12 protein-coding genes and 1 other annotated feature are annotated in these 14566 nt (G+C 27.6%); of the genes, 11 read left to right on the top strand and 1 reads right to left on the bottom strand.

The genetic code is table 11. From position 1 onward, the window contains the following. Positions 1-69: 69 nt before the first annotated feature. A complete protein-coding gene (locus LLF98_RS12055; protein WP_291703908.1) occupies positions 70-411 on the top strand; it encodes a hypothetical protein in 342 nt (113 codons plus the stop codon). A gap of 82 nt (positions 412-493) precedes the next feature. Next, positions 494-1615, top strand: a complete 1122-nt coding sequence (locus LLF98_RS12060; protein WP_291703910.1) for an alpha/beta hydrolase — start codon at positions 494-496, stop codon at positions 1613-1615. Positions 1616-1843: 228 nt separating this feature from the next. On the opposite strand, the gene LLF98_RS12065 is transcribed toward LLF98_RS12060, so the two are convergent. After that, positions 1844-3430, bottom strand: a complete 1587-nt coding sequence (locus LLF98_RS12065; RefSeq protein WP_291703912.1) for an IS1182 family transposase — start codon at positions 3428-3430, stop codon at positions 1844-1846. Between the two features lie 174 nt (positions 3431-3604). Here LLF98_RS12065 and LLF98_RS12070 point away from each other — a divergent pair, with 174 nt between their 5' ends. From LLF98_RS12070 to LLF98_RS12110, 9 genes are all read left to right on the top strand, one after another. Beyond that, positions 3605-4516 (top strand): M15 family metallopeptidase, encoded by a 912-nt coding sequence (locus tag LLF98_RS12070; protein ID WP_291703914.1) that lies wholly within the window; start codon positions 3605-3607, stop codon positions 4514-4516. A 31-nt stretch (positions 4517-4547) separates the two neighbouring features. Continuing rightward, positions 4548-5666 (top strand): amidase domain-containing protein, encoded by a 1119-nt coding sequence (locus tag LLF98_RS12075; RefSeq protein WP_291703916.1) that lies wholly within the window; start codon positions 4548-4550, stop codon positions 5664-5666. 131 nt (positions 5667-5797) lie between these two features. Then, positions 5798-6352, top strand: coding sequence for a GNAT family N-acetyltransferase (locus LLF98_RS12080; protein ID WP_291703918.1), 555 nt, complete (start codon positions 5798-5800; stop codon positions 6350-6352). Between the two features lie 116 nt (positions 6353-6468). Continuing rightward, positions 6469-6739 (top strand) — a binding site (T-box leader). Between the two features lie 117 nt (positions 6740-6856). Beyond that, a complete protein-coding gene (gene aspS / locus LLF98_RS12085; protein ID WP_291703920.1) occupies positions 6857-8146 on the top strand; it encodes an aspartate--tRNA(Asn) ligase in 1290 nt (429 codons plus the stop codon). 219 nt (positions 8147-8365) lie between these two features. Further along, positions 8366-8647: an Asp-tRNA(Asn)/Glu-tRNA(Gln) amidotransferase subunit GatC gene (gene gatC, locus LLF98_RS12090; protein ID WP_291703923.1), complete on the top strand. Its 282-nt coding sequence runs from the start codon at positions 8366-8368 to the stop codon at positions 8645-8647. A gap of 15 nt (positions 8648-8662) precedes the next feature. Beyond that, positions 8663-10102, top strand: a complete 1440-nt coding sequence (gatA, locus tag LLF98_RS12095) for an Asp-tRNA(Asn)/Glu-tRNA(Gln) amidotransferase subunit GatA (protein ID WP_291703925.1) — start codon at positions 8663-8665, stop codon at positions 10100-10102. Positions 10103-10114: 12 nt separating this feature from the next. After that, positions 10115-11554: an Asp-tRNA(Asn)/Glu-tRNA(Gln) amidotransferase subunit GatB gene (gene gatB, locus LLF98_RS12100; protein WP_291703927.1), complete on the top strand. Its 1440-nt coding sequence runs from the start codon at positions 10115-10117 to the stop codon at positions 11552-11554. A 275-nt stretch (positions 11555-11829) separates the two neighbouring features. Then, positions 11830-13809, top strand: a complete 1980-nt coding sequence (locus LLF98_RS12105; protein WP_291703929.1) for a hypothetical protein — start codon at positions 11830-11832, stop codon at positions 13807-13809. A 324-nt stretch (positions 13810-14133) separates the two neighbouring features. Next, the gene (locus LLF98_RS12110; protein ID WP_291703931.1) at positions 14134-14400 is read left to right on the top strand and encodes a phage holin; all 267 of its coding nucleotides are present in this window, start codon (positions 14134-14136) and stop codon (positions 14398-14400) included. Positions 14401-14566: the final 166 nt, after the last annotated feature.

Consider the following 14566-nt stretch of genomic DNA (forward strand, 5'->3'; position numbering starts at 1 on the left):
TGATTAATGTGTGGATGTTTTTTTTATCCATATAAGGCACATACAAATAAGTATAGAATGGAGAATAATATGAATAAATTATTTCAAGTTAAGGATTTAGAATTTTATGAAGAGGATTTTGTGGATGATATTAAAGATTATGAAGATATAATAGATATTATACAAGAATTAAGTGCCAATTTAGATTATGAAACAATAGAAATTGCAGGATCTAATGGCTGTTGTGATAAGACTAAGAAAAATCATTTAGTAGAGATAATTGGATATATTGATGAAAATGATGAATTCATAACAAAAGAAGAAAGAGATGCTATGGGAATAATGGCAAATAACAAGAAATTTGATTTATTTGTTATAACAGTGCATAAGTGTACTTCATGCAATAAATGGGTAATATCTATATTAGAATAAGCATAAGATAATAGCTGTGAGTATAGATTTTTCTTTCTAGAAACAATTTAATGTTAGTACAAAAAGGAGTGATGTACAAAGAATGGAAAAGCGATGTAGAAATATGAATATTAGATCCAAGTTAATATGTATTATGCTTCTATTAACCGTACAATTATTTTCAAGTATAAATTATCCTAATATAATTGCAAATGCATCAGAAATGGAAAACAAAGTAGATGAAATATATATATCAGAAGATAATTATGATGAAGATATGAAAAACATTGTTGAACCTTATATAAATAGCAAGCTTGAATCAGGATATGTGGACGGTGATGAAGGCGTTAAGCTATACTACGAAAAATACAAGGTGGAAGATGCAAAAGGTAATATTGTAATATCTCATGGATATACGGAGAGTTTAGAAAGATATCATGAAATTATTTATTATTTTATGCAAAATGGATATAACGTTTTTGGCGTTGAACATAGAGGTCACGGAAGATCAGGAACACTTGGAATAGCCGATAAAACCCAAATAAACGTGAAAGATTTCAATCAATATGTTACTGATTTTAAGGTTTTTATGGATCAGGTTGTTATGAAAAATAACGATGATAAAACTGTATTATTATTTGCTCACTCAATGGGTGGAGCAATTGGAACAAAGTTTTTAGAAGATTATCCGGATTATTTTGATGGAGCTATATTAAATGCTCCAATGCTTCAAGTTGATACTGGAGATATACCAGAATTGTTAGCGAATATAATAGTGAGCTTTGAAGTTGCAATAGGTAATGGTGGAGAATATGTATTAGGAAAAGGACCGTATACGCCAGAGTATGACGTAGACAAAATAGGTACAAGCTCTATTAATCGTTATGAATATAGTAATAATATTACAGTTGAAAATGAAGAGTTTCAAAGAGGTGGAGCTAGTTACAATTGGACAAGCGAAGCTTTTAAAGTAACTGAAGAAATTGTTAAAGAAAAGAATGCATCGAAAGTTGAAGTGCCAGTATTATTATTTCAGGCTGGACAAGATACTTATGTAAAACCAGGTGGACAAAATAAATTTGCAGAAGGTGCAAAAAATTGCCAAATCAAAAAAATAGAAAATTCTAGACATCAAATATTTTTGGAAAGAGATGAAATTCAAAAACCATATTTAGAACAAGTATTAGATTTTTATAATGCACTTTGCTATAAAAATAATTATTAATATGGGTTAGTGAATTATCAATTTTTTAGGCTTAAAAAATATATACTTTATGTTAAAAGGGGCTGTATCAGATTGATGTATAAAATCAATCATGATGCAGCTCACTTTTTTATAGTTTTTAATTTTATACATATAGTTTAAATGTAATTATTAGTAATTACATTATTTAATTGCATGACAATAAGAAGGTAAGAATACCTTCTCCATAATTTTACTGTATTTCTTTAATTACGAAGCTTGCTGCTTATGAAGCAGCTCACCGTTACGATTATTTATAGTTTTACTATGAAGTTTGTTAACATTATATCCAAATGACATTAATAAAAATTCGATTTTTACATTCTTATTTCCGCGCATAAGAAATCTTCTAAACCCATAATCTTCTTTTACTACACCAAATGCCCCCTCGACCTGAATAGATCTATTCATTCTTAAAATTATCCCTTTTGGAGTAGTAATATTTAGTAACGACTTTTCTCTTAATCTCAAAAAATCCTTTGCTACATGCAATTGTTTATTTCCTTTGGCTTTAGTACATTTACTTTTATATTTACATTCTAAACAGCTTTCGCATTCGTAAATTGTAATTTTAGATTCAAATCCAGATTTAGATTTTCTTATCCTAATTCCTTTTAATAATAATTTTTTTCCAGCTGCACAAACATAGTAGTCATCATCTTTGTTATATTGCATATTTTCTCTTTTGCTAATATCATTCTTAAATTTTTTAGTCTTCGACCTTTCATATGTTTGTGGCTTAATGTATGATTGCTGTTCATTCTTCTCAAGATATGTATAATTTTCATCACTTTCATATCCTGCGTCAGCAGTTACCGCTTCATATTTTTTGTTTAGATTAGTTTGTAGTTTTTCTAGAAATGGTATAAATGTAAGTTGGTCAGATCTTTCACTTGAAATATCTACTCCAACTATATATTCACCTTCTACCCCTATTTGTACATTGTAGCCTGGTTTTAATTGACCATTTCTCATATGATCCTCTTTCATATGCATGAAAGTAGCGTCATGGTCAGTTTTTGAAAAGCTATTTCGACCATTGAAAATGCTATTGTATTCATCATATTTACTTTGTTTTTCTACAAAGTTTTCTAGAGATTCAGTGTATTTTTGAAGCTTACTTTTTCTTTTACCTTTTCCATAAACAAATTTTATATTTTCATTTTCTTTTATTATTTTAAGCTTATTTTTTAAGATTATATCTATATCCGATGCTAAGATTTTATTATCAGAAATATCAATGTTTAAGTTGAGTTCTGAGTTCATATTCTCTAGAATCATTCTTATTTTTTCTTGTAACTTAGTTTCAAATTTCTCAATAGCTTTCTTCCAAACAAATGTATATCTATTAGCATTCGCTTCGATTTTTGTTCCATCTATAAATATATTTTTGAATTCTATTTCATCAAGTTCGCCTAGTTTAATTATTAGTTGGCTAAATAAATCTTTGATACAACTAGCTAGTCTTTCACTTCTAAATCGTGCTATTGTATTATGGGTTGGTGCTTTTTGACCTTGCATAAGCCATTTGAAATTGATGTCTCTATTACAAGCTTTTTCAAGTTTTCTGCTTGAATAAATTCCTTCCATATAGCCATAAATTAGTATTCTAAATAGACTTTCAGGTAAGATTGCAGGATTTCTACCTATTGTAGAGTATGCTTCATATAGTTTTGAATAATTTAGTCCCTCCGTTATTTCATAAAGCAATCTTACAGAATCGTCTTCTGGTATAATAATTTCTAAATCAATTGGGAAACCTATTTGATGCATAGGTATAATATTTTTGTTTTTCATATAAATATTATGCGCAAAAAAATGGATTCAAATTAATGAATCCATTTTTTTATCGGCTAGTATCAAATTTATTTTGATACAGCCCCTTTTTTTGATTAAAAAAAAAGAATAGTACATAGTATTTTAATTCTTGGGACAGTATATATTTATAGGTTTTAAAAGGTGGTGCATGAAATGATAAAGAAATTAAATGTTTTTATAATATGTTTATTAATTATTTTTAATATACCTATTGTATCAAAAGCATCAGAGGATAAAGACTATAAAAGTGAGATGAAGCAAGATATTTTAATACTTATGTTAGCATATCCAGAGTATATAGTAGGCGTAGAAAAAAAGAATGATGATGAAGTTTATTTGATTATGAAGTCTGGTAAGAAAATTATTTATGATGATAAAAAACAGAAAAGTCATGAAGAAAAGTTAGCTAATCCAGATCTTCAGGATATGTTAGAACAAGATTATCCTCTTGAAAAAGGAACAGAAATCATGGATAAAACTTTTGATCCAGGAAGAGCTAGACATTATGAACTTCTTAATGAAGTTTATGGAAACTCTAAAACAGCTATAGAAAAAAACTTAATTAGTTTAAAATACGGATATACTAATTACCAATTTAACAGTAAAAATAAAGCTAATACATCTTTAGAAGAAGCATTAAAAGAAGTAATGCCACTCTCAAAAACTAGAGGTGATATAGGAAGCATTCTTTACCCTGCTAGTGGAACGTATAATTATAGAGTTATATCAGGCACTGGAAGATTAAGTCCTCATTCTTATGGAATAGCAATTGATTTAAAAAGTGATAAAAGAGATTATTGGAAATGGAGTTCAGAGAAACAAGGTAAGGAAAGATTGAAAGATTATCCTAAAGAATTAGTAGAAGCCTTTGAAAAGAACAATTTTGTTTGGGGAGGAAAATGGGGACATTTTGATATTCTACATTTTGAGTATAGACCAGAAATAATATTAAAGGCTAAATATTTTGGTAAATTTAATAGTAATAACGATTGGTATGAAGGAGTACCTTTAGAGGAAGAAGCTACTAAAAAATGCATTGAAATCATTGATAATTTACTTAAGTAGAATAATATTTATTTAGAAAGGGGTATAAAATATGCGACTCTCTAAAATTAAAAAGAATTCATCAATAATTATTAATATTATTATAATTACTTTAGTATTTTCATTAGTTAATATTAATAGGGAACAAACAGTTTTAGGAAATATTAATACTGATGAAGAAGCAGTAAACTTTGTAGAAAACATATTTAAAGTAAAAAGCAAATCAGTATTAAGTAAGGACTTAGACTCTATAGAATCACTATATGCTACAGATACAAAATATGGTCAGTGGGCTTATGAATATGAACAAAAGAAAGTAAAATACATAAATAATTGGGCAGAAAAGCAAGGTGTTGAATTTATAGATATAATACCTAAAGTAGTAATTAAAAAATCGAAAATAAAAAAAGATAAATGTTCTTTTAATATATTATGTAATACAGAGTATAAATACATATATCCAGATCAACCAGAGCAAATTAATAATTCGAAAATCGGGACTTATCATTCGTTGCAGTTAACTAAAAGAAATGGAGAATGGATAATAACAAAGGAATGGTATACAGATCCTTTTGCAGATTCTTTAAGTTTAGAATCTATTAAATTTGATGAAATTAGAGAATACATAAAATCACAACCATCTAGGGATCTTTCTGATATTAATGAAAGAAGAAAAGGTGTAATAGAATATGCACAAAAATTCTGTGGAGCTGCAACTGTTGAAGAATATAATTATAAATATAATAATAAATATAGAAATTTTAATTCAGAAGGCGGAGATTGTGCAAATTTTGCTTCACAGGTATTACATGAGGGAGGAAAATTCAAGGAAACTTCTGGATGGAATTATGATAAAGGAAGTGTTACAGGTCCTTGGGTAAACGCAGGAAAGTTTACTTACTATATGATAAATAGTGGAAGAGCTTCAGTAATAGCTAAGGGAAGTTATGAAAAAGTATATAAGGCTTCTTATAAACTGCTTCCAGGGGATTTTGTAGCTTACGAAAAGAAAGGTGACATAACTCATGTGTCTGTTGTTACTGGAGTAGATTCAAAAGGATATTCTTTAGTAACTTGCCATAATACAGATAGAAATAATGTACCTTGGGATTTAGGCTGGAGTGATAAAAAAATGCAGTTTTGGTTAATTAGAGTGCATTATTCAAATTAATATAGAAAGTTTTCAAAATTAATGTATAATAGTTAATTATAAGGTTTAAATAATAACGTATATTAGCTATAAATTAGATTGGAGGCTAGCAAGAATTATTTAATAACGTTAGTATTCTTGTTAAAGATAAAATGAAGAAGATAATTTTAAAGAAAAAAGATGGAAGTAATATAGAAGCCGAATTAAAACTATTAGATTTAACCTATATGGATAAAATAATGGAGATTCAATGCAAAATTTACGATGGATTAGAAAATAAGGATTTTTATTCATGTTCAGAGAAAGAAGAGTTTGAAAATACTATAAAAGATAAAGGTAAAGTTCTAGGGTGTGTTTCTTTAGAAAATAATAAATTAATAGCTATAGGAGTTTATATTGAATATGGTTATGAAGAACATAATTATGGATATGATATAGAAATTAAAGGTGAGGAACTTTTAAAAGTTGGACAGATTGAATCAACATTAGTTTTAGAGGAATATAGAGGAAATAAACTTCAAAAAATAATATGTGAAATTCTTGAACAAATTGGTAAAGAGGCAGGAATGAAGTATATGTGTGCAACAGCAGCACCAGATAATAAGTTTAGTGTAAATACTTTTAAGAATCTCGGCTATAGTGTTATTGCAGATAAATTAAAGTATGGTGGATTAAGAAGATATATGTTGATGAAGAGACTAAATTAACAAACTTTTTCAAAAAAAGTATTGATTTATACATAATTATGAAATATAATGAAACACGTAGGTAATATACCTATAAATTATATTATAGAAAAATTAATGTTTTGAAATAGAAATTTATATATGCTATGATGAAGAAAAGTAAATTCAAATGAGTGATTTTAAGAGAGCAGATGATGGTGGAATATCTGCATGAGTTCTGAATTGAAAGAACACTTCGGAGCAGTTAACTGAAATTTTCTGGAATATGACTAGATAAAGAGTAGGCTTAACCGGATCCATACTGTTAAAAATGGAGGGTATAAGACATTTAGGTTTTGTGCTTGTTTGAGGTGGATTTTAATATAAAATCAACTAGGGTGGTACCGCGAAATTAATCTCGTCCCTATGCAATATGCATAAGGATGAGTTTTTTTTATAAATTTATATGGAAAAACATCAAAATATGAAATTTTTATAAAAAGTAATTGTAAAAATAAGCAATAAATGGAAAAAGGAGTAATAATAATGGAAAGAATTTATATTAAAGATTTAGCAGTTAATGGTGAAGAAACAGTATTACTTAAAGGGTGGGTTCATAAGATTCGTGATCTTTCACATGTTTCTTTCATTATGCTTAGAGATAAATCTGGAATAATTCAAATTGTATGTACTAAAGAACAAATAAAAGGATTAAGACTTGAAAATGCAATTGAAGTAACAGGAATAGTTCGTGGAAATGAAAAAGCACCAAAAGGAATTGAAGTTGAAGTAACAAATATTGAAGTTGCAGGTAAAGTTTTTTATGATAAGCTTCCATTTGAAATTCAAAGCTATAAAGAAAAAGCAGCACTTGAAACTCAATTAGATTACAGAACAATAAGTCTTAGAATTCCTAAGAAAAAAGCAATTTTCAAAGTTCAAAATGAAATTGAAACAGCATTTAGAGCATTTTTCAAGAGTAATTATTTTGAAGAAATACATACTCCAAAACTAACTCACTCAGGAACAGAAGGTGGATCAGAAGTATTTACTGTAAACTATTTTAATAGAAGAGCCTTCCTTTCACAAAGTCCACAATTTTGGAAGCAAATGATGGTTGGAGCAGGCTTTGAAAGAGTTTTTGAAGTAGGTTATGCATATAGAGCAGAACTTCATAATACATGGAGACATTTAAATGAATATGTGAGTTTAGACGTTGAAATGGGCTTTATTAAAGATGAAACAGATCTTATGAATATTGAAGAAAAATTCTTAAATTATTTATATAAATATTTAAAAGAAACATGCAGTGAAGAATTAAAGATATTTAATGTAGAACTTCCAGATGAGCTAAATATTCCAAGAATACCATTAGCTGAAGCACAAGAAATTTTATTAAAGGAATTTAATAAAAAGTCACCAGTTGGAAATATTGATAATGAGGGAGAAGCTCTTTTCCACAAATATATTAAAGAAAAATACAATACTGATTTTGTATTCTTAACAGATTATCCATCAGCAAAAAGACCAATGTATGCAATGGAAAGAGAAGATAATTCAGAAATTACAAAGAGCTTTGATTTGATTTTCAAAGGTGTTGAAATAACAACAGGTGGACAAAGAATTCACGATTATGAAATGTTAAAAGCTAAAATGGAAAGACTAGGAATAAAGGTTGAAGATTTTGATTTCTATTTAGATACATTTAAATATGGAATGCCACCACATGGAGGATTTGCTATAGGACTTGAAAGAATAACAATGCAAATCTTAAATCTTGGAAATATAAGAGAAGCATCTCTATTCCCAAGAGATATTAAGAGATTAACACCATAAGTAGAGAACCCAAATCTATAATTTGGTGTGAATCACTTACCCAGCGAGCGCATGCGAGTCGGGTTTCTTTAAACAATTTACAAATAACAATTGACAATTAAGGAAAAAAATTTAAAAGAATTTTAAAATATATTATAAAAAGATATTCCTACGGAATATCATCAATCATTGTTAATTGGAATATATATATAATTTAAAAAAATTAACGAGGTGAAAATAATGAAAGTAAGTATAGATGAAGTAAAATATATAGCAAAGCTTTCTAAATTAAAGTTTTCTGATGAAGAAGCAGCTAAATTTGCACATGAATTCGAAAGTATTTTAGATAATTTTGAATATTTAAATGAACTTGATTTAGAAATTAAAGAAGATATAGATAAGGTAGAATTAAAGCCAATAGTTAGAAAAGATGAAGTTAAAACTTTTGAATGCAAAGATTTATTTAGAAATGTTAAAGATATGCAAGAAACTTATATTAAAGTACCAAAGATTATTGAATAGGGTGGTGAGAATACAATGAAGATGAATATAGAAGAAATGGTAAGTAAAATTAAAACTGGAGAATTAACTAGTGAAGCATTAGTTCAATCATATATTGAAGAAGTTTCAAAAACTGAGTCAACAGTAAATGCATTTTTAACTCTTACTTGTGATGAAGCATTAGCTAAAGCAAAAGAAATAGATGAAAAAATTAAAGCTGGAGAAACTCTTGGAAAGCTTGCAGGTATTCCAATAGCTATAAAAGATAATATTTGCACACAAGGTATTAATACTACTTGTGCATCAAAAATGCTTGAAGATTTTATTCCGCCTTATGATGCAACAGTAATAAAAAAATTATTAGCTGAAGATGCAATCATAATTGGAAAGACTAATATGGATGAATTTGCAATGGGATCTTCTAATGAAAATTCAGCATTTAAAAAGACTTTAAATCCAAGAGACTTAACTAGAGTTCCAGGTGGATCTTCTGGTGGATCAGCAGCAGCAGTTGCAGGTAAAATGGTACCAGTATCCCTAGGATCAGATACTGGTGGATCAATTAGACAACCAGCAGCTTTTTGTGGAGTTGTAGGTCTTAAGCCTACTTATGGATTAGTTTCTAGATTTGGACTTATTGCTTTTGGATCATCTTTAGATCAAATAGGACCTTTTTCAAATTCAGTAGAGGATAGTGCGTATATATTAAATATAATATCAGGGACTGATGAATTAGATTCTACTAGTATAAGAGACTTAAAGGAAATAGATTATACAGCTTCTCTTAAAGATGGAATTAAGGGAATGAAAATTGGTGTTCCAGAAGAATTCCTTGGTGAAGGATTAGATGAAGAAATTAAAGCTTCAGTTAAAAATAGTTTAGAAGTATTAAAAGAGCTTGGAGCTGAAGTAGAAAAATTTTCTCTTCCAATTATAAAAGATGGTTTGGCAGCTTATTATATAATGTCATCTGCTGAAGCAAGTACTAATTTAGCTAGATATGATGGAATAAGATATGGATATAAGACTCCAAACTATACTAATTTAGAAGAATTAATGGAAAACAGTAGAACAGAAGGTTTTGGTACAGAAGTTAAAAGAAGAATAATGATGGGAACATATGCTTTATCATCTGGATATTATGATGCTTACTATAATAAGGCAGATAAGTTTAGAACAAAGCTCAGATATGACCTTAAAAAGACATTTGAAAAATATGACTTAATAGTAGGACCAGTTTCTCCAGTATTACCTTTTAAAGTAGGCGAGAAAAATGCTGACCCACTAGCTATGTATTTAGCAGATATCTACACTATTAACGTTAACTTAGCTGGAAATCCAGCAATTTCAATTCCATCAGGAACCAGTAAAGATGGATTACCAATTGGAATTCAATTAATGGGTGATATGTTATGTGAAGAAAAAATATTCAAGGCTGCATATAGCTTAGAGCAAGCTTTAGCACTTGAGTTATAGGAGGGTACAATAATGAATTTTGAAACAGTAATAGGCCTTGAAATACATGCAGAGCTTAAATCAAAAACTAAGATATTTTGCTCTTGTCCAACTAAATTTGGAGCAGAACCTAATGCAAACACATGTCCAATATGTACAGGAGTACCAGGAACACTTCCAGTACTTAATGAAGAAGTTGTAAATTTAGCAATTAAAGCAGGTATTGCACTTGGATGTACAATAAATAAATACAACAAAATGGATAGAAAAAATTACTTTTACCCTGACCTTCCAAAAGCATATCAAACTTCACAATTTGATAAACCAATATGTTCTGGTGGAATTGTTGAATACGAATATGAAGGAAAGCAAGTAAAGGTTAGATTAAATAGAATTCATATTGAAGAAGATGCAGGTAAGTTAATTCATGTAGAAGGAGAACCAATTTCTTTAATAGACTATAACAGAGTTGGTGTTCCACTGGCAGAAATTGTTACAGAACCAGATATGAGAAGTGTTGGGGAAGCTGTAGCCTTTGTGAGAAAACTTAAAGGTATTTTAGAATACGGTGAAATTTCTGATTGCCGTATGGAACAAGGTTCACTTAGATGTGATGCTAATATTTCACTAAGACCAGTAGGACAACAAGAATATGGTACTAAGGTTGAAATCAAAAATATTAACTCATTTAGAGAACTTCAAAAAGCGTTAGAAAAAGAAGAAAAAAGACAAATTGAACTTTATAGTTATAATGAAGGTCATAAAGTTATTCAAGAAACTAGAAGATGGGATGCTGCAAAAGGTAAAACAATTTCAATGAGATCTAAAGAGCAAGCACATGATTATAGATATGTTGTAGAACCTGATTTAGCGCCAATTATAATATATGATGAGCAAATACAAGGAATAAAAAATTCACTACCAGAAATGCCAGATAAAAAGAGAGAAAGATTCTTAAATGAATATGATCTTACAGAAAAAGAAGTAGATATTCTAATATCTGATATGGGCTTATCTATTTTCTTTGAAGCTGTGGTAAAAGAAGGAGTAACTCCTAAAACAGCTGCGAACTGGATACTTGGAGATATTTTAAGAATATTGAAAGATAGAAAAATAGAGTCGTTAGATATGACGTTAAGTGTAGAAAATTTTGCAAAGCTTCTTAAGGTTGTACAAGACGGAAAGATAAGTAACAATATAGGTAGGGAAGTCCTTGAAGATATCTTCGATGAAAATAAAGATCCTATGAAAGTAATTGAAGAAAAAGGACTTATGCAAATAAGCTCATCAGATGAACTTGAAAAATTAGTTGAAGATGTAATTGCTAAAAACCCTCAATCAGTAGAAGATTATAAAGCCGGAAAAACGCAAAGTGCTGGATTCTTAATGGGTCAAGTAATGAAGCTTTCAAATGGAAAAGCAAATCCAAAGATAGCTAAAGAACTTGTAGATAAGAAACTTAGTGAACTATAGGATACTATAAAAAATAAAAATAGAGATCATGCATTTTATAATAAAATGCATGATCTCTATTTTTAATAATACTACTTAATTTCTTTACAAAATAACATTAAGGTCAGTTACCTTTTTATTTATTTTAATAATTAATGGAATTATTATCAAGTAAAGATAATATTAATAATAATATATTAGACATTAACACATATTATAAATTCAGAAAAGACTATAGATAAATTTTAAGTATAAAAAATTCCTGCAAAAGTTTCACTTTATAAAAGGAGAGTATCATGAGAAATATAAAAAAGAAATTTGAAAATGAAACTAAAACAAGAATAAACATTATTGGTTCTGATAATTCAAGAAATTTTAATTTACAAAAAATGCTGGTAAAACAAGGGGTTTTTGAAGGAACAAGTTTTGTTAATGATAATGGATATAATGTTTTTCCAACAGAAATACTATGTTCATCACCAAAGAATAATAGTATTATAGTATATTTAAGTATAAAGAATGAAGAAGAGATACTTAAGGAACTTAAGGAAAATATTTTAAGATCTATTAATGAAGCATATCTTATCTTTGTAAATGAAAATATTAGTGAATCTATCAAAGATAATGAGGAAAGAAAAAAAGAGGACGTTAAAAAAGCATTTAATAATATAATGCAACAATTTGGAGAATTATCTTTAAATAAGTTTTATGAAATAGATAATATAGAAATGGTATTTGAAGAAGTTAAATTTGATGAACTATTTGATGAATTGAAAAAAATAAATTATACTAATGATTATGAAACATTAGTGCATAAAGATAATCTTATATGGAAAAATTATTTTGATGATTTTCAAGTGAATTTTAAGAAACAATATCATAAATGGATGAAAAGGATTTCAAAATATTATGTAGATAATGAATATGGATATGGATATATAAATCAAGAGCAAGAATTTGACAATAAATATTTAAATATAAATTTTTATAGTTTATGCAATATATTATATGGAATAAAAAGTTCTTGTGCTCTTATGATTGAAAGAGCATATATTGAAGCTCCTTCAAGTAACGGACAATATTCAGGAAGTGTTTATATTGATTATACTGAATATCCTCAATATAGAAGTATTGCTAAAACTATAGAGAGCCGAATTGGTGAAGATTATAAAGAATTATTTATAATTGTAGCTAAGTCTAGTGAGGAAGTGGAATATTTTTCAAAGTTCAAAGAAAATGTTAATAAGGTAACTTTAGATAAAAGAATATTTTGCATTTTAAATGAATTTGATTTTTATAGAGATAAATTATTAAAAGATAAGAACATAATAAAGTCTTTTTTATCTAATAAAGAAGACTATGAAAAAAAGCTTAATCATAGTACATTTAACTTAGAAGATAATAAGAAAATTAAACAAACATATTTAAATGATCAAAGTAACTTAGTTGATGCATTAAAATTTAATGTATCTAAAACGATGGGAATTTCACAAGATAAAATTATTGTAACTGAACAATTTAAAGACATTGATAAGAATTCATTAAATTGTTTAGATACTAATGATGATTTTTTAAAATTATTAAGATTAATAAAATTAGAAAGTGAAAATGTTGGAAAAGTAATAAAGATTAAACCTTCCAGTAAAGAAACAATAATAAGCATTTCATTAAATCAAGAAAGAATGAGTGTACAAGCTTTGATGGGAATGTTTTATGAAAGGTATCATGGATATTTAGTTAACTTATGGAACAAGATTATTGAAAATGAAGAAAGTAGCAAAGTTCATAAAAAATATTACTACAGTGCAATCCGTACTATAATTCGAAATCGAAAAGATAATTACAAAGAATATAAAGATGCATCTTGTTCAAGTCTTTATTCTAATAGCAAAAGAACAATTGATTTTAGTTTAAGAAGTGGAGATTATAATGACAGCAAAAAGATATTAAAAATGTTAGTTAATTATGGCTATCATACTGTTGGATTTGATTCTAATGAAAATAAAATTTTAGTAAATGTTAATGGAGAAATATCAGAAGAAGATAAAGATAATTTAATCAAATCAATTAAAGGAAGACTTGAAGAATGTGCTATAAATTATTTTGAAAATGCTTTTTTAATGGATGTCTCAAGGAAAAAAATTATTACAAATAGTTTATATAAAGCTTTAGAAAGTGAAAAAAATATAACTATTGATGATTTCTATAGTGCCTTTAAGGAAATGTTCAAAAAGATGAGTGAGAATATAATTAGATATGAAGTTTATCTTCAATAAAAGTGTTCTAAATATTAATATAAGTACAAAAAAGTTTCTATATAAATATAAATAGACTATGATCATTAATTTAAAAGTAACTATATTTCTTAAATAAAAAACTTCAGTAATAGCAAAAGAGCTAATACTGAAGTTTTTTTATATATTAGGCATTATCATATATATTCATGGTAAGATAGATGGTCTACATAACACTGTCTCAGAATCAAGCAAATCTAATGAAGTTTCAAATAATTTAGAAACAACACTTTTGAATTAAGAGTAGCCTTTAAGGTTATTCATTCATATTATGTATTATAAAAATAAGGGGAGGTGGAATACAAGATGTTAAATTTAGATTTAAAAGCAAGATTAAAAAATAAAGCCTTTTGGGTTGCAATGGTTAGTGCTATAGCACTATTAGTACAACAATTGGGATTAAATATAATTCCATCCGATTATACAGAGATAGTTAATACAATTTTAACGATTCTAACAATGTTAGGAATAGTGATTGATCCAAGCACTATTGGTATAAGTGACCAAGTAACAACTACTACAACAGAAACTGTTCAAGCCATAAATTCTACAGAAAATGAAACAATAGAATAAACAGTACAAGCTTAGAAAAAATATTAAAGGGGCTGTTGCAAAATAGAAATATAATTTCTATTTTGGACAGCTCACTTTTTTACAAAAAAGTTAAGAGCGGACTCCTAAAAATCCGCTCTTTGTTGTATAATTTATTCATGTTAACTAACAAATTAATACAAAAGAA

This window comes from Clostridium sp. (assembly GCF_021372645.1).
In the GTDB taxonomy this organism is placed as follows: domain Bacteria; phylum Bacillota; class Clostridia; order Clostridiales; family Clostridiaceae; genus Clostridium.